Origin of the sequence: Microbacterium sp. SD291 (genome assembly GCF_017355365.1) — a bacterium.
In the GTDB taxonomy this organism is placed as follows: domain Bacteria; phylum Actinomycetota; class Actinomycetes; order Actinomycetales; family Microbacteriaceae; genus Microbacterium.
This window is the reverse complement of record NZ_JADIJR010000002.1, coordinates 130,386-155,083: the sequence shown is the minus strand read 5'-3', so window position 1 is coordinate 155,083 and position 24,698 is coordinate 130,386. Positions and strand designations below refer to the sequence as shown.

The 24,698-nt window shown below is 71.2% G+C and carries 14 protein-coding genes and 2 tRNA genes; 5 read left to right on the top strand and 11 right to left on the bottom strand.

From position 1 onward, the window contains the following. Positions 1-22 precede the first annotated feature (22 nt). The 3 genes from IPV10_RS02185 to IPV10_RS02175 form a co-directional block, all read right to left on the bottom strand. Positions 23-1,459, bottom strand: coding sequence for a CDP-glycerol glycerophosphotransferase family protein (locus IPV10_RS02185; RefSeq protein WP_207479930.1), 1,437 nt, complete (start codon positions 1,457-1,459; stop codon positions 23-25). After that, entirely contained in the window at positions 1,456-2,709 is a 1,254-nt protein-coding gene (locus IPV10_RS02180; protein WP_207479928.1) for a CDP-glycerol glycerophosphotransferase family protein, read from the bottom strand. The genes IPV10_RS02185 and IPV10_RS02180 overlap by 4 nt, the downstream gene beginning before the upstream one ends. Positions 2,710-2,804: 95 nt before the next feature. Continuing rightward, the gene (locus IPV10_RS02175) at positions 2,805-4,301 is read right to left on the bottom strand and encodes a trypsin-like peptidase domain-containing protein (RefSeq protein WP_207479926.1); all 1,497 of its coding nucleotides are present in this window, start codon (positions 4,299-4,301) and stop codon (positions 2,805-2,807) included. Between the two features lie 83 nt (positions 4,302-4,384). On the opposite strand from IPV10_RS02175, the gene IPV10_RS02170 reads away from it, so the two are divergent. Further along, a complete protein-coding gene (locus IPV10_RS02170; protein ID WP_207479924.1) occupies positions 4,385-5,587 on the top strand; it encodes an aminotransferase class I/II-fold pyridoxal phosphate-dependent enzyme in 1,203 nt (400 codons plus the stop codon). Between the two features lie 7 nt (positions 5,588-5,594). On the opposite strand, the gene IPV10_RS02165 is transcribed toward IPV10_RS02170, so the two are convergent. Beyond that, positions 5,595-6,404, bottom strand: a complete 810-nt coding sequence (locus tag IPV10_RS02165; RefSeq protein ID WP_207479922.1) for a carbon-nitrogen hydrolase family protein — start codon at positions 6,402-6,404, stop codon at positions 5,595-5,597. Between the two features lie 79 nt (positions 6,405-6,483). Here IPV10_RS02165 and IPV10_RS02160 point away from each other — a divergent pair. Further along, positions 6,484-6,557: transfer RNA gene (locus tag IPV10_RS02160), tRNA-Met, on the top strand. A 59-nt stretch (positions 6,558-6,616) separates the two neighbouring features. Here the strand turns inward: IPV10_RS02160 and IPV10_RS02155 are convergent. Beyond that, on the bottom strand, positions 6,617-7,117 hold the full coding sequence (locus IPV10_RS02155) for a hypothetical protein (protein ID WP_307861031.1): 501 nt from the start codon (positions 7,115-7,117) through the stop codon (positions 6,617-6,619). A gap of 18 nt (positions 7,118-7,135) precedes the next feature. On the opposite strand from IPV10_RS02155, the gene IPV10_RS02150 reads away from it, so the two are divergent. Beyond that, positions 7,136-7,209 (top strand) — tRNA-Met (locus IPV10_RS02150). Between the two features lie 208 nt (positions 7,210-7,417). Here IPV10_RS02150 and IPV10_RS02145 read toward each other — a convergent pair. Next, positions 7,418-10,327 carry a UPF0182 family protein gene (locus IPV10_RS02145; protein ID WP_207479920.1) on the bottom strand — a complete coding sequence of 970 codons (2,910 nt, stop codon included), beginning with the start codon at positions 10,325-10,327 and terminating at the stop codon, positions 7,418-7,420. An 83-nt stretch (positions 10,328-10,410) separates the two neighbouring features. Continuing rightward, a complete protein-coding gene (locus tag IPV10_RS02140; RefSeq protein ID WP_207479918.1) occupies positions 10,411-11,502 on the bottom strand; it encodes a PDZ domain-containing protein in 1,092 nt (363 codons plus the stop codon). A gap of 118 nt (positions 11,503-11,620) precedes the next feature. Between IPV10_RS02140 and IPV10_RS02135 the strand changes: the two genes are divergently transcribed. Continuing rightward, positions 11,621-13,045 carry a zinc-dependent metalloprotease gene (locus IPV10_RS02135; protein ID WP_207479916.1) on the top strand — a complete coding sequence of 475 codons (1,425 nt, stop codon included), beginning with the start codon at positions 11,621-11,623 and terminating at the stop codon, positions 13,043-13,045. A gap of 799 nt (positions 13,046-13,844) precedes the next feature. Here IPV10_RS02135 and IPV10_RS02130 read toward each other — a convergent pair. Together IPV10_RS02130 and nudC are read right to left on the bottom strand one after the other, a co-directional pair. Then, positions 13,845-15,566 (bottom strand): ATP-dependent helicase, encoded by a 1,722-nt coding sequence (locus IPV10_RS02130; protein ID WP_207479914.1) that lies wholly within the window; start codon positions 15,564-15,566, stop codon positions 13,845-13,847. Next, positions 15,563-16,444 carry an NAD(+) diphosphatase gene (gene nudC / locus IPV10_RS02125; protein ID WP_207479912.1) on the bottom strand — a complete coding sequence of 294 codons (882 nt, stop codon included), beginning with the start codon at positions 16,442-16,444 and terminating at the stop codon, positions 15,563-15,565. Before nudC ends, IPV10_RS02130 begins: the two co-directional genes overlap by 4 nt. A 64-nt stretch (positions 16,445-16,508) precedes the next feature. Here nudC and IPV10_RS02120 point away from each other — a divergent pair, with 64 nt between their 5' ends. After that, positions 16,509-17,834: a phosphotransferase gene (locus IPV10_RS02120; protein ID WP_242684526.1), complete on the top strand. Its 1,326-nt coding sequence runs from the start codon at positions 16,509-16,511 to the stop codon at positions 17,832-17,834. On the opposite strand, the gene IPV10_RS02115 is transcribed toward IPV10_RS02120, so the two are convergent. Both IPV10_RS02115 and IPV10_RS02110 read right to left on the bottom strand, forming a co-directional pair. Continuing rightward, entirely contained in the window at positions 17,780-21,289 is a 3,510-nt protein-coding gene (locus tag IPV10_RS02115) for a UvrD-helicase domain-containing protein (protein ID WP_374192214.1), read from the bottom strand. The genes IPV10_RS02120 and IPV10_RS02115 overlap by 55 nt on opposite strands. Before the next feature lie 2 nt (positions 21,290-21,291). Next, positions 21,292-24,537 carry an ATP-dependent DNA helicase gene (locus IPV10_RS02110; protein WP_207479907.1) on the bottom strand — a complete coding sequence of 1,082 codons (3,246 nt, stop codon included), beginning with the start codon at positions 24,535-24,537 and terminating at the stop codon, positions 21,292-21,294. Between the last annotated feature and the right edge of the window lie 161 nt (positions 24,538-24,698).

Genomic DNA, 24,698 nt, shown 5'->3' with positions numbered 1-24,698 from the left:
TCAGGCGACGCGACGTCACGGCTCAGCGGCTGACGAACCCCTGATCGAGGATCCGCGCCACCACGCGCTCGGCGGCGCGACCGTCGTCCCGGGAGTTGAACTGCGCGCGCCACGCCGCGTAGCGCGACGCGAACGCCTGCTCGTGCCCGGCATCCGACAGCGCCGCCACCAGCTCCTCCTGCGTGCGCACCAGTGGTCCGGGAGCCCTGGTCGCGAGGTCGAAGTAGAAGCCTCGGAGCTGGCCGCGGTAGTGATCGAGGTCCGGCACCAGGAAGTACATCGGCTTGCCGGTGACGCTGAAGTCGAACATCACGGACGAGTAGTCGGTGATGAGGGCGTCGGCTGCGAGCAGCAACTGCGCGGTCTCGGGGTAGCCGGTCACGTCGATGACCCGAGCGCCGGCCCGATCGCGGTCCGTCTCGATCGTGCGTGAGTGCCCACGCACGAGCACCACGGCATCCGCCTGCCGCGCGAGCGCCTCCGGGTCGACGAAGTCGACCATCTCGCTGCGGTCATCGCGCCAGGTGGGCGCGTAAAGCAGCACGCGCTCGCCCGCGGCGATTCCCAGGGCTGCCCTGATCGCCGCGGCGTCGCCCGTCACGAGAGCGTCGTTGCGCGGGTAGCCCTCCACCCAGATCGGACGCCCGAGGAACGCGTACGCCTTCTTCAGGATGCGCTCGGAGTAGGTGTTCTGTGCGAGCAGCACGTCCCAGCGGCGCGACTCCTTCACGACCGCCGCCATGCGCCGCGGGTCGAACCCCGGCCGGTGCAGGGCGAGTCGTTTGAGCGGCGTGCCGTGCCACGTCTGCAGCACCCTCTGACCGGGCTTTCGGGCGAACCTGCGGCGCAGCCAGTCGTTGACGACGAGCAGCCGGGCCGAAGCCCGCGCTCGCCACCACTCCGGGCTGCCCTCGACCACCGCGACGGCGCCCTCCGGCACCGCGACCGAGAGGTCGACGACGCTCCAGTAGCGCCGCACTCCCGGCGCCTGCGCGGCGAGCGCCCGATCGATGGCGCGCGGGTTGCAGCCGACGCTGCGTCCGTAGAAGCTCTCGAAGAACACCGCGTTCTCAGTGCCGCCCGCCTGCGCGACGTAGCGTTCCTCGAGCGTCGACTGCCCCTCCGCCGTCTCGTAGACGGGGTCGACCGGCGCGGCGATCCGCACGATGCCGTCGTCGACGGCCACGCGCAGACCGGCCAGCAGCTTCGGGGCGATCGTCAGATCGTCCAGGTCCGCATCCGGGATCCGCAGCTCGTAGTCGCCCGCCGGAAGCGGGAGCTCCGCCCCGCCCCAGCGCGACGCCCGCAGGGGGAACACCGCCTTCCAGGTCGTGCCACCGCCCGACATCCGCGCGGTGACCCGCGCCCGCGGTCCGATCAGCTCGGCGCCCGACGGACGGGCACCTGCCCCTGCGATGATCAGCGTCTCTGCCGTCTCATCGATCCGGGCCGTCGTCATACTGCTCCCTTCGGTGCGGGGATCCCCCGCGCGCGGATCGCCGCGTACACGCGGCGGGTGTTGCCGCCGTCACGATACGCGTGCATCTCCGCGCTGAGCGTAGCGGACCGCTCGGCCCGCGCGGTGAACGCGGTGCCGTCGTGCAGCAGCAGCGACAGCTGCTCCAGCAACTCTTCCCAGGTCCCGGCCGCGTCGGCACCCGCGACGTCCTCGAAGCGGCCGTAGAACCCGCGCGTGCGGGCATACTCCTGCGTGTCCGGGGCGAGGAACAGCACCGGCATCCGCAGCAGTCCCACGTCGTAGGCGAGGGACGAGTAGTCGGTGACGAGCACGTCGACCGCGGCGAGCGCGGGCGTGACGTCGGGGAGCGTCGCAGCACCCAGCATGCGCACCCGACGGCTGGGCAGCGGCGGCGCGTAGCCGCCCTCGCCCAGCGGGTGCGAGCGGATCAGCAGGACGGCATCCGCCTCCTCGAGGACGCTGATGATCCGCATCCACTGCGCGGCGGTCGGCACCGCGGGGTCGGCCGCGCCGTCACGCCACGTGGGCGCGTAGAGGATCGTCCTGACCCCGGCAGGCAGGTCGCCGACTGCCCGGCTGAGTACAGCGGATGCCGCGGCGCGCCGCTGCTCGACGGGACCCTCCGAGAGCACGTCGACCCGGGGTTCGCCGGTGACGACGACGCGATCGCCGCCGAGGCCGAATGCGGACTCCAGCCGGCCCCTGGCACGGTGCGACGACGCAGGCAACACCCGGATGCGCTGGGCGGCGGCACGATAGAGGGCGCCGATGACGCGCCGGAGCAGAGACGCCCCCGGGACATCGGGCACCTGCGTCGTGGCAGGGGAATCCAGGCCGATCCGCTTGAGCGGGATGCCGTGCCACAGCTGCACGAGGAAGGCGCCGGAGTTCGCGTAGCGGTTCACGTCGCCGAGTCCGTGGGTGACGACGAGCACGCCGGCCCTGGCGGTCGCCCACCAGCCGCGCAGTCCGTCCCTCGGGATAGTGCGGATGCCGAGGGCCGCGGCGTCGCGCGCCTGACGATCCGAGGAGGTCAGCCAGACGGTCTCGTGCCCTTCCGCGGTGACGAGCCGGTGCAGTGCGAGCGCTCCGTCGCCGATCCCGGCGCCGCAGCCGAACACCCAGCGGGTGCCGCGCGGAACGACGAGCGTGCCCAGCCGGCCTGCGACGTACAGCGGGATCCGGAGCAGCTTCGCCACGTTGCCGGAGCCGAAAGAGAAGGACGCCACCACGCGAGCCTATCGCGCGGGTGGCGTCCTTCTCTGCGAGGTCGGAGCCGTGGTCGCCGTGCGTCCCGGACAGGGATGCCGGCGAGGGACGAGGGTCAGCCGGCGAGCTCTCCCAGGGTGACGTCGATCTCGAACTCCTTGCCGCCGCGGACGTAGGTGACGGTGGCATCGCTGCCCGCCGCCGCCGCGCGCACCTGGGCGGTGAGATCGCTCGCGCTGGTGATCGGCACGCCGTTGAAGGCGGTGACGATGTCCTCCGCCTTGAGGCCGCTCTCCTGCGCGGCCCCCCCGCCGGTCACCTCTGCGATGTACGCGCCCGCGACCTCGGCGTCCTCGACGCCGGATGCGTCGCGCACGGATGCTCCGAGCAGCCCGTGCGTCGCGGCGCCGTCGGCGATGATCTCCTTCGAGATGCGCTCGGCGATGTTCGACGGGATAGCGAAGCCGATGCCGATCGAGCCGGAGTCCTCCGATCCGCCGGAGCTCGCGATCGCCACGTTGATGCCGATCAGCTCGCCCTTGCTGTTGACGAGCGCGCCGCCGGAGTTGCCGTGGTTGATCGCGGCATCCGTCTGGATGACGGCGATCGAGATCGTGGCGGAACCGGGTGCCGTGTTGCCCGGGAGGTCGAACTGGAACGGGCCCTCGCCCTCTTCGGGGGCCTGCTCCTCCGGGGCGTCCTCCGCCGACGAATCGGGCAGCGCCGAGGAGGCGATCTGGATGCTGCGGTTCAGGGCGCTCACGATGCCGGTGGTGACCGAGTTCGAGAGTCCGAGCGGCGCGCCGAGTGCGACGGCGGTATCGCCGACGTTGAGCTTCGAGGAGTTCGCGAACTCGATCGGCGTGAGGTCCTCGGCATCCTCGAGCTTGATCACTGCGAGGTCGTAGATCGGATCGGTGCCCACGATCGTCGCGTCGTAGATGCGGCCGTCCGAGGTCGTCACGCGGATCGCCGGATCGGCGGCCGCGCCGCCGAGGGTGACGACGTGCGTGTTCGTGAGCACGTAGCCGTCGTCGCTGATGACGACTCCGGATCCGCTGCCGGCCTCATCGGAGCCGGCGACCTCGATCGTGACGACTGAGGGGAGGGCCGCGGTCGCGACCGCGGTCGTCTCGTTCACGGAGCCCGGATTGTTGACGGTGACGGTCTCGGGTCCTTCGGCCACGCCGGTCGAGGTCTGGTTCGTGACGGCGTTCAGGAGCGCCCCTCCGCCGAATCCGGCGACGCCGCCGACGAGGGCTGCGGCGACGACGATCGCCGCGAACTTCACGCCGGTGCGGGGCTTGCTTTCCTTCACCGCCGCCGGCACGTCGGTGTGGATCCCGAATGCCGCTCCGGCGGATGCCGCACCCGGCTGGGGCTGCAGAGCGGCCGGAGCACCGTACGGGTGCGTGGCCGCCGGCGCCGACGTGAACGTCGGCGGGATGTGATGGCCGTGCGGTGCGGTCGGGATGCTGCGGGTCGTGTCAGCGGAGGCATCCGTCGTCGAGCGGTCGGCGGTGGAGGCTTCCTCGGTGGGCCAGGCGGCGTCGTTCGACGCCTGTCCCGGGTGGTCCTGGTTGCTGTCTTCGTTCACGGTGTGCTCCTTCATCAACGCTCTTACAGACTGACGCCCGTGTCTGTGCGTTTCTTATGGCGAAGGTGAGTTTCCGCTATGGCCTTAGCCTGTTCTTCATGAGTGTCATTCCCGGCGCATGGCGGCGCACGGCGGCAGGCGCAGGACTCCTCGCTGCTGACGGAACTGTTGCGCCAACCATCTTCGCAGAGATGTCGGCGGCCGCGGCCCGCACCGGCGCGATCAATCTCGGTCAGGGCTTCCCTGACGAGGACGGCCCGGTCGAGGTCCTCGAGGCCGCGCGCGCGGCGATCGCCGGCGGCGCGAACCAGTACCCGCCGGGCCGCGGAGTGCCCGACCTGCTGGCCGCGATCAGCGAGCATCAGCGGCGCTTCTACGGGCTGGACATCGATCCGGACCGCGAGGTGATCGTGACGGCCGGTGCGACCGAGGCGCTGACCGCCGCTCTCCTCGCACTGATCGACGGCCCGGACGACGAGGTGGTGGTGTTCGAGCCTTACTACGACTCCTATGCCGCAGCGGTGGCACTCGCCGGCGCGAAGCTCGTCACCGTGCCGCTTCGCGCGCCCGGCTTCCAGCCCGATCTCGACCGCTTCGCGGCATCCGTCTCCGACCGCACCAGGATCATCCTCGTCAACGACCCGCACAACCCCACCGGCGCGGTGTTCGGGGCGGAGGTGCTGACGGAGGTCGTCCGGCTCGCCCAGCGGCACGACGCCGTCATCATCACCGACGAGGTGTACGAGCACCTCGCATTCCACGCCCCGCACATGCCGATCGCGACCCTGCCCGGTGCTGCCGAGCGCACGCTGACGATCTCGTCAGCCGGCAAGACCTTCTCGACGACGGGCTGGAAGATCGGCTGGATCCACGGGCCCGCGGCGCTCATCACGGCGGTCCTGACGGTCAAGCAGTACCTCACCTACGTGAACGGCTCGCCGTTCCAGCCGGCGATCGCTGCGGGACTGCGCCTGCCGGACGCGTACTTCGCGGATGCCGCGGCAGCGCTGTCGCGCAAGCACGAGATCCTCGGCGCAGGTCTGCGGGCAGCCGGCTTCACTGTGCTGCCTCCGCAGGGCGGCTACTTCACGGTCGCGGACGCGACGGACATCGGCGGCGCGGATTCGGCGGCGTTCTGCCGGGCGCTGCCGGAAGCGGCCGGCGTCGTCGCGATCCCGCTCAGCGCCTTCGTGTCGGAGGCGCACCGCGACGCGTACACGGGGCTCGTGCGCTTCGCCGCCTGCAAGCGCGTCGAAGTGCTCGAGGAGGCCGCGGCCCGGCTGGCGGCGTTCGGCCGCTGATCCGCGCTCAGCGAGGGACGACGGCGTAGCGACGCACCCGGAGCGACGGATTGACCGCGCGGACGCGCTCGATCGCGGCGCGTTCGACCGCGGAGACCGCGATCCCCTCCGCCGTGCCGACCCCGGCGATCACGACGCCCTGCGGATCGATGATCTGCGAGTGGCCCACACCGATCGGCGCCGGGTGGTCGGCCGCGACCACGTACGCCGTGTTCTCGATCGCGCGAGCGGCCAGAAGCGTCGTCCACTGGTGCTCCTTGAGCGGTCCCCTGACCCATTCGGCCGGCACGACGAGCACGTCGGCACCCGCGTCGACGAGGGTGCGCGACACCTCGGGGAACCGCAGGTCGTAGCAGGTCATCAGCCCGAACCGCAGGCCTCCGACGTCGAACGCGGCGGCGTCGCCCAGATCCCCCGGTTCGACCCAGTCGGACTCGGTCTGGCCGAAAGCGTCGTACAGGTGCTGCTTGCGGTAGGTCGCCAGGATGCCGTCGCCGCGCACCGCGACGACGGTGTTGCGCACGCGCTCTCCGTCGCTCGCCCGCTCCGCGAGCCCGGCGACCAGCACGACGCCGTACTCGGCAGCCACGGCTGTGAGAGTGGTCACGAAATCGCCGTCGAGGCCCTCCGCGTTCTCGGCCAGAGTCGCGTCCATCGGATCGACGAAGTAGCTGGAGTACTCGGGGAACACGATGACCTTCGCCCCGCGCCCCGCGGCATCGGCGGTGAGCCGCGCGATCCGCTCGAGGTTGTCCGCACGGTCAGCGACCGGGGCGAACTGGCAGACGGCGACTGGAACCGCGGCGGTCTCGGACATGCCCTCATCCTCCCCCATCCGCGACGGCACCGTCTCGATTCGTGGACCCTCTGATTCCGTGATAAGTTACTTCTTGTGCCGCGGGGTGGAGCAGTTCGGTAGCTCGCCGGGCTCATAACCCGGAGGTCGCAGGTTCAAATCCTGTCCCCGCAACAGAGAAAAGGCTCCTGATCAGGTGAAAACCCGATCAGGAGCCTTTTGCCTACGTGAGCTCATCCCACGCGTGCGGAGCGTCGGATCGCTTCGTACAGTCGGTCGGACTCGGCGCGCTGCAGCGCGACCGTGGTCACCGTCTCCGGGTCGACGGGTTCGAACGTATCCACCAGATCCCCCACCTGCTCAGTCGTCATCCGATATGCGCGCTGCCCGCCGCCCTGGTCGCGCGCCATGCCGCTGGGCCATACGTCTGCCTGTGCCCCTGCGACGCCGATACGCCACCCGAACGGCTCGAGTTCTTCTCGGATGAGGCACAGCGCCTCGAATGCGTCATCTGCTCGGGCCTGCGCTGTGCCGAAGCCCGCGGAGACGATCTCCACAATCCAACTCGTTCGGTCGAACCGCCACGCGACCGTGGCATCGCGCACGATCCCCTCGCGACTCACCTGGATCGTGCGTTCACCTTCGGTCATGATTCTCAGGATTCCTCGTTCGAGTCGATAGAAGCTCGTCAACACGCCCACCTGGAGCCGATTGGATTTGACCCTGAACGGCACGTAAGCTTTTCTACGTGCCGCGGGGTGGAGCAGTTCGGTAGCTCGCCGGGCTCATAACCCGGAGGTCGCAGGTTCAAATCCTGTCCCCGCAACAAGAGGAAGGCCCGCTGGTCTGGAGAAATCCGGATCAGCGGGCCTTTCGCCTTCGTCAGGCAGATCGATGTCGTCAGGCAGATCGGTGTCGTCAGGCAGATCGATTCGCGGCCCCGGCACGGTCCCGCATGACGCGAAGAAGGCGGATGCTCCGCAGAGCATCCGCCTTCTTCCGTGATCACACCGCCGGTGCAGCCGGCCGTTCCGCTACTCCCCTGCGGCCGCTTCCAGCTCGAGCAGCGTCTCGACCGCGTCCGTGAGCCGCTTGTCGGCCTCGGCGAACTTCGTCAGGTCGCCCTCCCGGAGAGCCGCCTCGCGATCGGTCAGCGCCTGCTGGGCCGCTGCGAGGGCTTCGGCCATGGCATCCGTCGGCTCCGTCGGGGTCGCGCCCTCGTCGGGATCCGGGGTCTCGCCGCCGTCCGGATCCGGCTCGGTCGGCTCGACCTCGTCGTCACCGCCGGTCGCTCCCGCATCGCCGCCGAACAGCTTGTCCAGCGCCGCGGTGAGCGTGTCCTCGAAGGCCACCTTGTCGCCGAAGGCGACCAGGACCTTCTGCAGCCGAGGCAGCTTGGTGCCCTCGGACGACTGGACGTAGACCGGCTGCACGTAGAGCAGGCCGCCGCCGACCGGCAGTGTCAGCAGGTTGCCGTAGAGAACCTGCGACTCGCCCTGCTGCAGAAGGTTCAGCTGCGGCACCACCGCGGTGTCCGAGTTGTAGGTGTTCTGCACCTGCCCTGGTCCCGGGACCGTCGTGTCGGTGTCGATCTCGAGCATCCGCAGCTGCCCGTAGCCCTCGGCCTTCTTGCCCGCGTCCGCCCCGGCATCCGAGTCCACCGCGAGGTAGCCCATCAGAACGTCGCGGTTGTTCCCGCCCTGCGACGACGGGATGAACGTCGAGAACATCGAGAACCGCGGCGAATCCTGGCCCGGCATCTGCATGGTCAGGTAGTACGGCGGCTGCAGCTGCGACTCCTCGCGAGGGTCGTCCGGCGTCTGCCAGCGGTTGTCCTGCTGAGCGAAGGAGCCCGCCTTGTCGATGTGATAGGTCCCGAGGATCTCCCGCTGCACCTTGAACAGGTCGGTCGGGTAGCGCACGTGGCTCATCAGATCGCCCGACATCTCGCTGATCGGCTCGACAGTCGTCGGGTAGATCTTCTGCCAGGCCTCGAGGACCGGGTCCTCGTCGTCCCACGCGTACAGCGTGACCGAGCCGTCGTACGCGTCGACGGTGGCCTTGACGGAGTTGCGGATGTAGTTGATCTCGTCGATCGCGAGCGTCGGAGTCGGGATGTTCGAGTCGGCGATCGCATCCGAGAGGCTCACGCTCGTCGAGTACGGGTACGTCGAGCTCGTGGTGTAGCCGTCGATGATCCAGACGATGCGGCCGTCCACGACGCTCGGGTACGGGTCGCTGTCGAGCTCGAGGTACGGCGCGACCTTCTGCACGCGCGTCTTCGGGTCGCGGTCGTACAGGATCTGCGAGTCCCCGTTCACGAGGTTCGAGAACAGGATCTGCTCGGACTGGAACTTCAGGGCGTAGAGGAGCTTGGTGAACGTGTCGCCGATGCGGGGACCGCCGTCGCCCTCGAACGTCGTCTTCGTCTCGTTGGAGCCGTCCTTGCCGCGCGGGTAGTCGATCTCGACCGGGTCCACGCCCTCCGGGGCGCCCACGATGGAGTACTCGGGAGAGGTCTCGCCGAAGTACACCCGCGGCTCGAACTTCTCGGTCTCCGTCAGGAAGCCGGACGACGGGATGCCGCGCTCGAGGAACACCGGCTCGCCGTTGCCAGTGCGCTGGTTGCCGGCTGCGGCGACCAGTCCGTAGCCGTGCGTGTACACGGCCGCCCGGTTGTTCCAGTTGCCGACGTCGACGCCGTTCATGTCGAGGTCGCGCACCGACACCACGGTGTCCTGCATCACGCCGTCGATCTCGTAGCGGTCGACGTCGAGCGTCTGCTGGAACTGGTAGTAGCCGCGGTACTGCTCCAGCTGCCGCACGGTCGGGCTGATCACCTTCGGATCGACGATGCGGATGGATGCCGTGGTCGCCGCGTCCTCGCGGAGCTGCCCCGCCTCGGCGTTCGTCTCGGCCGTGAACGGCGTGGTCTCGAGGTCGGCGACGTCGTACGCCTCCTTGGTGCCGTCGATGTTCCGCTGGTAGTACTCCGCCTGCAGCGCGTTCTGGTTCGGGCCCACCTGGAAAGTGTCGACCGCCCAGGGGTAGCCGACGCCGACGACCAGGGAGGCGACGATGAGCAGCGCGGTCGCCGCGAGCGGGAACCGCCAGCGCCCGATCACCGCGGTGACGAAGAACAGGATCGCGACGAGCGCGGCGATGATCGCCAGGATCGCGAGGCCGGGGATCGTCGCGTTCGCGCCGGTGTACGCGGCACCGGTGATGCGGTCGTCCTCAGCGACGAGCGTCTTGTAGCGATCGAGCCAGAGGCTGGCGGCCTGCACCAGCAGGTAGAGCCCGGCGATCACAGCGAGCTGGATGCGTGCCGGCTTCGAGATCCGCAGCTCGCCCTGCCCGACCCGCACGGAGCCGTACAGGTACGACACCAGCGCGGTGACCAGGAGGCTGAGCAGCAGCACCGCCGACACGAAGGCGAGCAGAGCCGAGTAGAACGGCATCGCGAACATGTAGAACCCGGTGTCGAGGCCGAACTGCGGGTCCACCGCGTCGGTCGCCACGCCGTTGGCCCACAGCCACACGGTCTTCCACTGCGCCGCGGCGGAGAAGCCGGCGAACAGGCCGAAGAAGATCGGCATGCCCCACATCGAGAGCCGGCGCAGCGGCTCGATGACCTCCTGGTAGCGGTCCAGCTGCGAGCTGAGGCGGACGTACACAGGGCGGAGCCGGTACGCCAGCTGGATCGCGACGAACAGGGGCACGGCCATGCCGAGGAAGCCCACGGCGAACATCACCGCCGTGGCGATCCACTGGGTGGTGAGCACACCGGTGAAGCCCACCTGGTCGTACCAGAGGAACTCGGTGTAGAGCGACGAGAAGACGAAGAACGCCGCGATCAGCGCGGCGATGAGCGCCAGCGAGATGCCGAATATTCTTCGTGAGGTTCGAGGCGTGGCCGGATTCGGAGCGGAGGTCGAAGTCACGGTCCCATCCTAGGCACGCCTGCTATGCGGCGGCTTCCATACCGATCACGGGGAGGTCACGGTGGTCGGCGGGGTTGAGCGCCTCAGCTCGCGGCGGCCTCGCAGGTCGGCAGCGCGTCGACGTCGCCGCCGTCCGCGATCGCCGCGAGCGCGGCGAGGGCGTCGTCGAGCGTCGCGGTGCTGATCACGGTCAGCCCGTCCGGGATGTGACCCGCGACCTCGTCGCAGTTCGCCTCCGGCGCGAGGAAGTACTCGGCTCCGGCACCGCTTGCCCCGTAGAGCTTCTGGCGGATGCCGCCGATCGGGCCGACCGTGCCGTCGGCCTCGATCGTGCCGGTGCCGGCGATGTCCTCTCCCCCGTTGAGCGGACCCTCCGTGAGAGTGTCGATGATCCCGAGCGCGAACATCATGCCGGCACTGGGTCCGCCGACGTTGTCGAGCTGGATCGTGACGTCGATCTCGAAGTCGTAGTCGGTGCGCAGCGTGATGCCGACCAGCCACGTCGTCTCACCGCCCTCGGTGTGCTTCTCGGGTGCGACCTCGACGGTCTGCTCCTCGCCGGCGCGGAGCACGGTGAGCTCGACCGGCTGCCCCTCGGCATCCTGGATCGCCTGCCTGAGCTGCTTGGCCGAGGTCACCTCCGTGCCGTCGACCGCGGTGACGACGTCATCCGCCTCGAGGATGCCGTCGGCCGGCATGTCCTCGACCGTCTCGACCACGACGACCTGCGCGCCCGTGTCGTAGCCGAGCTCGTTCAGTGCGGCGGCTGTCGCCTCGTGCTGCGAGTCGACCATCAGGGTGGCGTTGCGCTCATCGCGCTGCTCGCTGGTGACACCCGCGGGGAACACGGAGTCGAGGGGGACGACCGCGCGCGACGAGTCGGTCCAGGCCAGAGCCAGCTCGAACCAGCTCGGCGTCCGCTCCCTGTTGCCGATGACCTGCACCGTCGTGAGGTCGAGGGAACCCTCCGTCTCGAAGGTCTCCGCGCCCTCGACCTTGATGAGCGGCACCTGCTCGCCGTCGGTGCCCGCCGCGGTGCCGAGCGTGTCGTACACGGGCCCAGGTCGCTGGATCACGTAGGGCGTGGGCAGGAAGGTCAGCACGGCGAGCGCGATCAGCGCGACGACCAGCGCCCAGACTCCGAGTCCGAGCTTCACAGGCCGGGTCCGATCCACAGCAGTCCTCCGTCGTTCGCGGGCGGCGTACAGCGATCTGCTCGCTTCTGGGTCGCACACCTGTCCCGGTGACTAGCGTAGATGCCACGGCTATAGGCGTGCTGAGAGGGCGATCGAGATGGCAGACAACGACCCGAACCCCGAGGACTTCCAGGAGTTCCTCCGACGCATGATGTCCGGCCAGGGCGCCGGTGACATCGACCCGGAGGCACTCAGGAACGCGTTCTCCGGAATGGAGGGCCTCCAGCTCGACCCGGCGATGATGCAGACGATCATGTCCCAGTTGCAGGGGGCCTTCGGCGCCGACCCGTGGGAGAACGCGCTCAAGCACGCGCTGCACATCTCCAATCGCGACGGTCTCGGCATCTCCGACGGCGCGCGCACGTCGCTCGCCGACTCGTTCGCGCTGGCGAACCTCTGGCTCGGCGAGGCCACCACGATCTCGGAGCTCTCGGAGAGCCCCAGGGCGATGACCCGCGGCGAATGGGTCGAGGCGACCCTCCCGGTGTGGAAGGAGATCGCGGGCCCGGTGTCGACGAGCATCGCTGATGCGCTCACGACCGCGCTCGGCACCCAGGTGCCCGAGGAGATGCGCGGCGTCGTCGAGGGTGCGGGCAAGCTGATGCGCGGGCTCGGCGGCTCCGTGTTCGCCGCGCAGTTCGGCCAGGTGCTCGGCAACCTCTCCCTCGAGGTCGTGTCGGGCGGCGACGTGGGCATCCCGGTGCTCCCCGCCGGCACCGCTGCGGTGATCCCGCAGAACCTCACCGCCTTCGGCGAGGGCCTGGAGATCCCCGAGGACCAGATCGCGCTGTACCTGGCGACGCGCGAACTCGCGTACGCGCGCCTGTACCGTCACGCGAAGTGGCTGCACCTGCACGTGATGGCGCAGATCACCGACTTCGCCCGCGGCGTCACGGTCGATGTGGACGCGCTGGAGGACGTCGCCAGCAGGCTCGACCCCTCCGATCCGGAAGAACTGCGTGCGGCGATAGAGGGCGGCGCCCTCCTCCCCGCGCAGACGGAGGCGCAGCGTGAGGCGCTCGCGCGGCTGGAGAACCTCGTCGCCACGATCGACGGCTGGGTCGACGTCGTCACCGCACAGGCGACCTCCCGGCTCCCCGACGGCGCCAGGATCGCAGAGGCCGCCCGCCGTCGGCGCGCTGTCGGCGGACCGGCAGAGGACGCACTCGGCGCGTTGGTCGGGCTGAAGCTGCGCCCGCGCCGCCTGCGCGAGGCGTCGGCGATGTGGCAGGCGGTGACGGATGCCGTCGGCGCAGCAGGTCGTGACGCGCTGTGGGACTACCCCGACCTGATGCCGACACCCGAGGACATCGACGATCCGTCCGCTCTGGTCGCGCGCCTGCAGGCGGTCGCGCGCGGAGAGCAGCCCGCCGCCGACGAGTTCGACGAGGCGCTGGCGCGCCTGCTCGACGGCGACGACTTCGCCGAGGAGAGCGCGGACGGCACCGGTGCCGAAGCGGATGGTGATGACGCCGATGAGGATCGTGGCGAATCGGGACCGGGCGGCGACCGCCCGGTCTGAGCCACTCCCTCTGCACATCCGTGGACAGGACGTGATCTTGTCCACGGATGCCTGTTTCGGCCCCCACGACGACCCCTGAGTGCCCAGAATCGGGGAATGCCGCCGCTGACGCCGAAGACGATCACCCGCCTCGACCCTGCTGTGCCGCTGCTCTGGCGGGATGGCGACACGCTGCAGTTCGGCGTGGACGGCGATCTCCGCGTGAGCGTCGCGGCCCCGTGGGTCGAGCCGCTGCTGACGCGGATGGCGGCCGGATTCCGACGCGGCTCCTTCGATGTGCTCGCCCACGCCGCGGGTGCGCCGCGGCAGGAGGCGCGCATGCTGCTCGCACGCCTTCAGCCGCTGCTCGTCGACGATCCCGCCGCTGCGCGGGCGGCCTGGGTGGAGAGCATCGACCTCTCGGACGGGAGAAGCGAGTACCGCATGCGCGAGGCGCTGGCCGACGAGGGCGTTCCCGCGGGCGACCGCTCCGACCGGCATCACGTCGGCGTGATCCTCGTTCAGGGCGCCGCCGCCGCACTGCAGCTGGCTCGCTATCTCCGCGAGGACACGCCGCACCTGCCGGTCGCGATCGAGCGCGGCCGGACGAGCATCGGCCCGCTGGTCGTCCCGGGAGCCTCACCCTGCCTCACCTGCCGCGACTGCCATGAGCGCGATCGCGATGCGGCCTGGCCGCGCATGCACGCGCAGCTCATCGGCCGGGGCGATGCCAGGGTCAGTGCCGCGCGGATCGCCGAGGCCGCGACGCTGGCCGCGAGGATCCTCGCCAGGCCCGACGCAGACGGGTCCTGCGTCGAGATCACTGCGGACGGCGAGCGCGTGTGGCGTTCGGTGACGTTTCACGAAGAATGCCGGTGCCGCGAGCTGTGGTCCCCATCTCTGCGAGGAAACGGGAAGGAGCCCGCTCCCCTCTCCCAGCCGAGCGCGACCACGACAGCGAGAGCGTACGCGCGGCCCGCGTGACGCCGACGTAGGCGAGCCGGCGCTCCTCGTCGATCGCCTCGAAGCCGGTCGCGTAGGAGATCGGCAGCGCACCCTCGGCCCAGCCGGCGAGGTGCACATGCGGCCATTCCAGACCCTTCGCGGCGTGCAGCGTCGACAGCGTCACCGTGCGCATGGTCGGCTCGTGCTGGTCCTTCGCCCGCGCCATCAGCGCATCGCTGAAGGTCCGAAGGGTCTCCTGCGGTCCTGCGTCCTCCGCCAGGCGGAGGATCGCACGGCGCGCCTCCCAGCCGTCGCGCTGGGCGCCGCCGGCCGCCGGCGGCTCCTCGGTCAGGCCGAGCTCGCGCAGCACGCGCTGGACGCCGGGAAGGAAGCCGTGCTCGGTCGGCGACACGGCGGCCGCCCGCAGCGCGAGGATCGCCTGGCGCACCTCGGGCATGGCGAAGAACCGCGTGCCGCCCAGCACCGTCGTGGGGATCCCTTCGGCGGCGAGCGCCTGCTGCAGCGCGGCCGATTGGGCGTGTGCACGGTACAGCACCGCGATGTCGGCGGGTGAGGCGCCGGCCTCGATGCGCGCGGCGATCGACCTGGCGACGCCCTCGGCCTCTTCGCGCTCGGTGTCGTACGCGGTGACGGTCGGGGCGTCGGCCGAGAACGAGTCCCGCGCGGGGACGAGCTCGAGCGCACCGGGGCGCCCGCGCATCAGCGCGTTGGCCGCGGCGAGGATGGGCGCCTGCGAACGGTAGTTCGTCTCCAGGCGCACGACGGTCGCATCGGGGTGGCGCCGCCCGAACTCGAGCAGGAACCGCTGCTCCGCGCCGGCGAACGAGTAGATCGTCTGACTCGCGTCGCCGACCACGCAGATGTCCCTGCGGTCGCCGAGCCACAGCTCCAAGAGGCGGTTCTGCAGCGGCGACACGTCCTGGAACTCGTCGACGGTGAAGTGGCGGTACTGCTCGTGCACCGACGCCGCGACCCGCGGCTCGGCCTCGAGCATCCCCGCGCAGGCGAGGAGCACGTCTTCGAAGTCGAGCTGGTGCCGCTCGTCCTTCAGCGCCTCGTACCGCTGCTGCAGCTCGACGAGCGCGGTGGAGTCGATGCCGCTCACGGTGCGCCCGAGCGCCGCGTGCTGGTCGACCGAAAGCATCGAGACCTTGCGCCATTCGATCTCGGAGGCGATGTCGCGCAGCGTCGCGGTGCTCGGACGCAGCCGCATCGCGTCGGCGGCCTGCCCCAGCATCCTCACCTTGTTGTCGATGATCGACGGCGCGGGGGAACCTGCGAGCGTCGGCCAGAAGAAGTTCAGCTGTGCGAGCGCCGCCGCGTGGAACGTGCGCGCCGCGACGCCTTCCACCCCGAGCGCCCGCAGCCGCCCGCGGAGCTCGCCGGCCGCCTTCGCAGTGAACGTGACGGCCATCACCCGTGACGGCGAGTAGGCGCCGGTGTCGACTCCGTGTGCGATGCGGTGCGTGATCACGCGGGTCTTCCCTGTGCCGGCCCCGGCGAGGACGGCGACAGGGCCGCGCAGCACGGATGCCGCCTCCCGCTGCCGTTCGTCGAGCGCTTCCAGCGCGCTCACGCGCGCTCCTCGTGCCACTCGACGATCAGGGCGCGGGCGATCGAGGCGGGGCCCGGCAGTCCGACCGGCCCGTCACCCGCGAGCGCGGAGCCGATCTCCTCACGCGAGAACCAGCGGACGTCGATGATCTCCTCGCCGTCCGCGCGGGCGTCGCGCTCGTCGACGGCGACGGCCCGGAACCCGATCATCAGCGAGCGGGGGAACGGCCAGGCCTGCGAGGAGACATAGCGCAGCGAGCCGAGGACGACTCCGGCCTCCTCCTCGATCTCCCGGTGCGCCGTCTGCTCGAGCGACTCGCCCGCCTCGGCGAACCCGGCGAAGCACGAGTACATCCGTCCTCCCCAGTTCGCGTTCGCACCGAGGAGCAGCCGGTCGCCGTCAGCGCTCTCGACTGCCACGATCACCGCGGGGTCTGTCCGGGGAAAGTGCTCCCGCCCGCAGACCAGGCAGCGCCTCGACCATCCGGCCTGGCGCAGCTCGGTGCCGCCACCGCACGCCGGGCAGAACGGGGCGTCGCGGAGCCAGCCGCCGAGTGCGAGCGCCGCGATCAGCAGCTCGGCATCGCCGGCATCCAGCCGCGCGCCCACGTCGCGCAGTCCGAACCAGGTCTCCTCCGGAGCCGCGTCGATGCTGTCTGTCTCCGGCGGCAGGACCGCGAGCAGAATCGCGCCCCCGTCGGCCGCTCGGCCGAGGAGCGCCCAGGTCGCCTGTTCGACGTCGGATGCCGGCACTCTGAGCAGCGAATCGCCCGCGACCCGCACTCGGCCGTCGCGGACCGCGATGACCCGGGTGCTCGGATCGGCCCGGAGCCGGTCGAGGACACCCGTCTCCGCACGCAGGTCGGCGGCGCGGTCGAGGGACGTGCGCGGAATGGTCATCGACTCGCTCTCTCACGGGCGTGGCGGAGGCGGGACCGCCCCTGCGCCCGCCTACCCTGGGGGTATGGGACGCTCTGCTTTCACTCTAGCCGCGGCGGTGACAGCCGCACTGCCCGGGGCCGAGGTGACGGGTGCGCGCGCCCTGACCGCCGCCGGCGACGCGCGCTTCGACTCCGCCGTCGCCACGCTCGCCGACGGTCGTGAGCTGGCGATCCGCGTGGCAGACGACGACGAGGCGGCCAGGGAGCTGTCAGCCGAGGCGCTCGCGCTGCGCGCCCTGACGGCCGGCGCCCGGGCGATGCTGCCCTTCCGTGCCCCCGAGTACATCGGAGAGACGCGTCTCGCCGATGCCAGGGCGCTGGTCACCGAGCTGCTCCCCGGATTCCAGATCGAACCGGCGCTCGTGCCGCCAGGCCCCGGCGCCGCCCAGTCGATGGGTGCCGCGATCGCCGCGGTGCACGCGCTGCCGACCTCCGTGGTGCGCGGAGCAGGGCTCCTCACTCGCTCCGCCCAGGAGAGTCGCGACGAGGTGAACCGTCTCGTCGACGCAGCCGCCGCGACCGGACGGGTTCCGGCCCGGCTGACCGTCCGCTGGCGCGACGCCGTCGCGGATGACGACCTGTGGCGTTTCGAGTCGACCGTCGTGCTCGGCGGCGTCCAGGCGACCTCTTTCATCTTCCACGACGACCCGGACCGGGGGCCCGAGGTCACCGGCCTGGTCGGCTGGCATTCGCTCTCGGTCGGCGATCCGGCCGTCGACATGGCGTGGCTGTCGGCTGCTCCGGATGCCGCGAGCGACGTGCACACCGCGTACGCCCGCACGGCGGACCGCGTCCCGGACCCCGCGCTCGAGGTGCGGGCGCGCCTGCTCGCCGAGCTCGAGTTCGCGCGGTGGCTGGTGCACGGCGACTCGCTGCGCCGAACCGACATCGTCGACGATGCGGCCGCCCTTCTCGAGTCGCTCGCCGACGGGCTGCGCAACGACGACCTCACCGTGATCACGGCCCGCAGCGAAGGCGTCGACTCCGCGTTGGAGGCCCTCGACCGCGTGCCCGCCGGTGCCGCGTCCGGCGCGGACACCTCGATGCAGACGGACGCCTACAACCCGAACGAGCTGTGGCGCGACGATGAGCCCGACGAGCAGTCCTCGGAGGATTCCTACCGTGCCGAGGTGAGCCGGCTGGAGACCGAGGACCTGTCTGCCATCCGCGACGCGCAGTCCCCGGATTCGCCGCGGGATGCCGGGGTGGCCGGGCGTGGCGACGCGGGCCGCGCGATCCACCGGGAGCCGCCGCCGGCCGACCGGGATCACGAGGACTCGCCCGAAGACGAAGCTCAGCGCGCGGCCCGGGCGGCGCTCCAGCGCTGGAAGAGCTCCGACTCCGAGTAGACGCGGTCGCCCCTGATCACCAGGTCGTCCGCGACGTAGTAGAGCGCGACGTCGATCTCATCCAGCGGCACGTCGAACCGCCGGTTGTAGGCGAGCCGGTAGAGGGCGAGCTGCAGCATCCGCTCCTCGCGCTCCGCCTGCGTGCGCGGCGCCTTGCCGGTCTTCCAGTCGACGATCTCGATGCGACCGCCCCTGTCAGCGCGCCGGAACACGGCATCGAGCTTGCAGATCACGATGTGCGCCTCGCGGTTGTCAGTGCCGCCGTCGGTGCCGCCGAGCGCGAAGTCGATCTCGATCTCGACGGCGATGGGCCGCAGCGCACCCCATTCGCTGCGCTCGAAGGTCTCCTGGAGCGTCGCGAGGTCCGCTGCGTCGGCGGATGACACGTCGGCGACGGGCTCATCCTCGTCGAGCTCCCAGAGCGCCTCGTCGATGCGTGTCCCCACGCCGACGATCTCGCTGCGCCGCTCCACCCAGGCGTGGAACAGCGTGCCCAGCCTGGTCTGCCGGTACGGCCGCTCGGGCATCGGCCGCACGATCGACGACAGCGTTCCGCCGAAATCGGTCACGTAGTCCTTGAAACGCGAGGCGGGGACGCGAGTGGGGGGCGCGGCATCCGTCACCCGCAGCCGGGCCGCGCGCTCGGCGAGGAGCCGTGCCAGCTCTGCGGTCGGTGCAGGGTCGGCCGTGGCGGCCTCGCGGACCGCGTGCGCCGCCGATTCGACGGCCCCGCGGCGGGCGCCGAGTGGATCGAGAGGCCAGGCCAGTGTGGCCCCGGGCCCGTCGTAGGGGTTCTGATCGGCGTCGACCTGTTCGACCGGCTCGACCCCGAGCACCTCCATGGCCTCGGCGAGATACGGGCTGGGCACCCGTGGGGACTTCTGCCCGGCCCAGTGCGCCCCGGTGAGCAGCAGGTCGGTGCGGGCGCGAGTGACCGCCACGTAGGCGAGCCGGCGCTCCTCCTGCTGCTGGTACGCCCGGTAGGAGTCCTTGAACCGCCGGAGTGCGCCTCCCTGCGGGTTCGCCTTCGAGACGCCGCCGGACAGCGACGACTGCGCGAGCGCCTGCCGCTTCCTCGGATCGGTCTCACCGGCGATCGCGTCGGCGGGATCCCACTCGAAGCGAGGAAGAGCGTCGCGGTCTCCGCGGAGCGCGAACGGCACGACGCCGAACCCGAACCATCCCGAGGTGTCGGACACGCGGCTGGGCAGCTCGTCGGCGACGAGCCGCACGACGGCCACGGCATCCCATTCCAGGCCCTTGGACCCGTGGATCGTCAGCAGCTGGACGACGCCCCGTTCCGGCGGCTCGGGGCGCGGCATCAGCTCGTCGGTGCTCTCGGCCTTGTCCAGCCAGGCGAGGAGACTGCCGATCGTGCCCCGCTCGTCGGCGGTGAGGAACGCGCGCACCTCGTCCGAGAATGCCCGGAGCTGGGTCGCTGCGATTCTCGCCGGGCCGCGGGTCTCGTTCGCCGCGAGTTCGATGTCCAGCCGGAGCTCGAGCTCGATCAGGCGGATGAGCTCGGGGATCGGCTGCGAGGACGCGCGGCGCAGGCGCTCGAGCATCTCGCCTGCCGCGCGGATCCGTGCTCTCCCTTCCGGGCTGATGGCCTCCAGCATCCGGTAGTCGTCCCGCACGGCGCGCACCACGTCGACCGCGTCGATGATCGACACGGCCTCGTCGGCGCCGCGCGAGGAGCGAAGCCGCAGCCGCACCTCCTCCGGCAGGGGCATCATCGAGGTGTCGCGCTCGGACAGCGTGCGGCCGAGGTCGTAGAGCGCCGCCATGTCGGCCACTCCCACGCCGAACCGGGGGCCGGTGAGCAGCCTGATCAGCGCCGACCCCGCGGTCGGGTCGTGCACGACCCGGAGCGTGGAGACGACGTCGACGACCTCCGGCGTGGTGAGCAGCCCGCCCAGACCCAGGATGCGATGCGGGATGCCGCGCGCCGCGAGGGCGGCCGCGAACGTCTGCATGTGCTTCTTCGAGCGGAACAGGATCGCGCCGGTGTGGGCCGTCGCATCGTGGGAGGAGACATCATGCGCGCCGTCGGCCGCATCGCCGTGGGCGGCGCGGCGCTCGGCGAACCACGCCGCGACCTCGTCGGCCTCGTCGTCGACCGTGAACGGGAAGCGCACGTCGACCGCGCCCGGTGCGGCCCCGGGGCGGGGCTCGAGCGGCGGGACGTCGAGCCCCGGCCGCCGCAGCGGCACGAGCACGCGATTGGCGATGTCGAGGATGCTGCGGTCGTTGCGCCAGCTGGTCATCAGGCTGTACGTCTGCGCGTCCGCGCTGCTCGCGAAGGCGCTCGAGAACGCATACAGGTTGTCTGCGCTCGCGCCGCGCCAGCCGTAGATCGACTGGTGCGGGTCGCCGACGGCCATCACGGCCGAATCCCGGAACAGCTCGGCGAGGAAGCGCGTCTGGATGACCGAGGTGTCCTGATACTCGTCGAGGAGCACGACCCTATGCTGCTCTCGGAGTTCGGCGCGCACGTCCGGCGCCGTCTCGATGATGTCGTAGGCCCCGCCGACCTGGTCGGCGAAGTCGAGGACCCCGCGGCGCTCCTTCTCGGCGGTGTAATCGCGCACCAGCTGTGTCAGCACCGGCAGGCTGAGCAGGTTCGTCGCAGCCTTGTCGACGTCGCCGTTGCTGCGGTACGGCTCGAACTCGCGCGCCTGATCGCGCGCGATCCGCACTGCCAGGTCGAGGTCGACCCGGTGATCGAGGACATCGCCCGCGAGCCGCTGGACCGCGTCGATCACGGTGCCGAGCGCGTAGTCGATCCCCTCGAGGTCCGGAAGGTCGGACCGGAGCACGACCTCGCGGGCGAGCATCCATGACGCCGCCTGGCTGAGCATCGCGACATCGGCGTCGCGGCCGATCCGGGCGGCGTGCTCTCGCACGATCCCGTCGGCGAACGCGTTGTAGGTCGACACGCGCGGCCGGATCATCAGGTCCTCAGCCGCCCGGGGAGCAGCCGGATCCCAGCCCGTCGCGTGGCGCTGTGCGAGCTCGTCGAGGACGTGCCTGCGCACGACCTCGCGCTGACGCCCCGGGGCAGCGTCGTCGATGCGCTGAAGCGCACCGGAGGCGACGATCCCCGGCAGGTGCGGCAGCAGGCCACGGCGGCCGTACTCGTCGATCAGGGCGAGGCGCGCGCCGATCCGCTCGGCGAGCTCACCGGCAGCCTTGCGCGTGAACGTGAGCCCGAGGATCTCATCGCGTCTGACGTGGCCGTTCGCGACGAGCCACACGACGCGCCCGGACATCGTCTCGGTCTTGCCGCTGCCGGCGCCGGCGACGACCAGCGCTGGGGCGGGAGGAGCCTCGATCACGCGCTGCTGCGCCGGGGTCGGCATCGGCTGGCCGAGCGCCGCCGCGACGTCGGTGGCGCTGATCTCCAGTACGCCAGCCCAGGCGCCCTCCGCGACCACGCTGGTATCCGTCGTCATGCTCATGCGCTCACCGCCGGCACCGTGTGGATGCGGCACGGGTTCACCCGCCGCTGGGTGTCGGCGCAGTGCGATTCGACCTGGGCGGTGAAGCTCGACGCCGACATCCCGCGCGCGGCCTCCGCCACCCGCCGGAGGAAGGCGCTGCGCCCCTCGTCGTCGAGGGTGTGCTGATGAGCGATCCGATAGTCGCTCTTCGCGAGGGTCTTCGACACGATCACGAGGCGCGCACCCGCGAGGGCGTCGGGGGCCGCGCCCTCGATCAGCCCCTGCTGCACGGCGATCTGATATGCCGCGAGCTGCGCGTGCTCGATCACGCCGGAATCCGACTCCGGGTCCGACTTCCCGGTCTTGAGGTCGACCACGACCACGCGCTCGCGTCCTCCGGCATCCGCACCGATCGACTGCCACTTCTGCCCGCGGGCGTGGCCGTGATCGCCCGCGCCGGGCGGGTAGATCTCGACACGGTCGATATAGCCGTGGATGAGGGCCTGGTTCCCGCGCTCCTCGCCGACCGGATGCACCGCAGGGACGCGTTCCCCGTCGACAGCATCCGCGTCGCCGGTCTCCCCGGCGAGGTCCACCGCGAAGCGGAACTCCACCTCGCTCGCGAGCGCGCGTCCGCCGTCACGCTGCACGTCACCGAGATAGGTGTGCAGCCGGTCGACGAACATGTCGGCGCGGCGCCGCTCCTTGCGCCCGATCCACTCGGTCTCGAAGTCGAGCTCAGGCCAGTGCTCCGCGACGATCGCGCGCATCCGCTCGAGGTCGCCGTCCGGCACCCGCTCCATCGCCTCGTGCACGATCGTGCCGATCCCGGCAGTCGGCGGCATCACGGTGTCGCCGCCGAGTGCCGACACCGCCCAGTTCAGGCCGCATTCCTCGTAGGACTCCATCTTGGACGGCGACACGCGCGCCGCGTCGACCGTGAGGTCGCGCAGCGGCGCCAGCGTCGACGGCGGGGTCACTCCGTACCAGTCAGCCGGGTCGGCGCCGGGGACCGCCTCGCGGGAGAGCACGGCGAGCTGGGCCGCCGCCTCCGCCCGCGCGCGGTCGGACGCGGACGTCGTCAGCGTCCGCCGGTGCCTGGCGACGAGTCCCCGCAGCGTGAGCGGATGATCGGCCGAGACGTGCAGCTCCGGCGGATCCGGCTGCGGCAGGAACGCGAAGAACGGACTCGGGGTCATGTCGTCGTCGTCGACAGCGGTGATCAGCAGGCGACGACGGGCGCGTGACACGGCGCGCACGAACAGCCGCAGTTCGTCGTGGAGCGCCGCGCGACGCCGGTCCAGCGCCCCTGGCGGCTCGCTCGCGGCCCCGGTGCGCGAGGCGTGGAGCGCATCGGCGAGGCGCCAGGTCTGCAGCATCCCTCCGCGCAGCCGGACGTTCGGCCACACACCGTCCTGCACGCCGGCGACCACGACCGCGTCGAACTCGGTTCCGAGCGCCGTGGCCGGAGTGAGCAGCGTGACCCTGCCGGGGCGCTCGGGGCTGGAGAGGGAGTCCTCAGGCACCTCGCTGTCGAGGATGTCGCGGACGAAGATCTCGGGGTTCTCGTTCGGCCGGCGCTCGACGAACCGCTTGGCCGCGTCGAACAGCGCGACCAGGGCATCGAGAGCCCTGGCCGTCTCGGCACCGGCCGCCTGCAACGACATCTCGCGCCATGCGACGTGAAGGCGGCGCCCGTCGACCGCACGCGCCTGGTCCCACACCCGCCAGAGCAGGTCGTGGATCGTCTCTCCCCGCGCTGCCCCCTCGGCGACCTCGGCGATCGCCTGCGCGAAGCGCGCGGCCGTGCGGGATTCGGCGGAGTCGATCAGTGTGAAGTGATCGGGAGCGGCGAACGCCTGGCGGAGCAGCTCCCGCGCCGGGGTGGAGCCGCCCTGCTCCAGCTCGATGTGCCGCAGCCGGGCGCGCAGCCGGCGCAGCCCGATCGCATCCATGCCGCCGAAGGGCGTGCGCAGCGCCTCCTCGAGCGCCTGCGGCGTGCGCTCGCCGACCGGCGTGAGCGCGAGCCGCACGATGCCGACGATATCGCGGACGGCGGTCTCGCTGCCGAGCGGACGCTGCACACCGGCCGCTCTCGTCGGCACCTCGCGTGCGGCGAGCTCCGCCTCGAGCTGCGTGACCTGCCTGGTGTCGTGCGCGATCACGGCCATCCGGTCCCACGGGACGCCGCCGCCGAGATGCCAGTCGCGCATGACGCCGGCGACGCGGTCGAGCTCTTCGTACGGGGACGCGGCGATGAACGTGGCGAGCACGGCATCCGTCTCCTCCGCGGGGACCGGCATCGGCGGACGCCGATGCTCGACGCGCCCCGCCACGCCGATCGCCTGTGTGACCGTGCGGGTGAGGTGCGTGAGCGCAGGGGCCTGGCGATGCGATGAATCCAGCACGTGCACATCCCCCAGGGCTCCGGCCAGCTGGGCGAAGAGCTCGGGGCTCGCGCCGCGGAACGTCCCGGACGAGATGTCCGGATCGCCGAACGCCAGCACGGCGACGCCCCGCGCCCGCAGCGCCTGGACCACCGCGACTCCCCCTCGGGTGAGCTCCTGGGCGTCGTCGATGAGCACGACCCGGAGGCCGGCGAGGGGGCCGAGATCGACGGCATCCGCCGTCTGCAGGATCGTGCAGGCCTCCGCGAGCAGATCGGCGGCGTCGCGGTGGGCCGAGCGGGCGGAGTCGAGCACCGTCCGGTACTCGACGAGGAACTCGGCGACAGCGGCCCACGTCTCGTCCCCCGTGGCCCGCAGCTCGGCCGGATGCGCGCCGAGCTCGGCGCACTCCGCGACGAACGCGCGCAGCTCCGAGCGGAATCCTCGGGAGGCGCGGACGGATGGGCTCAGCGCCTCGGGCCAGGCGATCAGCCGGTCGTCGGCGTCGCCGGCGAGCAGTTCGGCGACCAGCCGGTCCTGATCGGCTCCGGTGAGCAGCGCCGGCGGCTCCTCTCCCCTGCGCACCATCGCCCCCCGGACGAGCTGGAACGCGAAAGAGCCGAGAGAGCGGGCGAGCGGCCCTGGCGTCGCCTGGGCGATCCGCACGCCGATGCGATCGCGCAGCGAGGTCGCCGCCTGCCGGCTGGGCGTCAGCACCAGGAGCTCCTCAGGACGCATCGACTCCGCGCCGAGAAGGTGCACGACGCGGTCGATGAGCGTGCGGGTCTTGCCTGTTCCCGGCGCCCCGATGATCACCCCTGACGCCGCCACCGCGGCGCCGACCACGGCGTCCTGAGCGGCGTCCTGTGTCATGTCACCCACGCTACTGGGGCATGCCGACATCGGCCGCCCGCCGGGCGCGTCCGCGGCTGTGCGCTCACGGCGAAACAGCCGGCTGCGACCGATCCCTCCCCGCTCCCCCACGGTAGAGTTGGGCGCAGTCCTCGACGTCCGACGTCGCATCAAACCGCAGG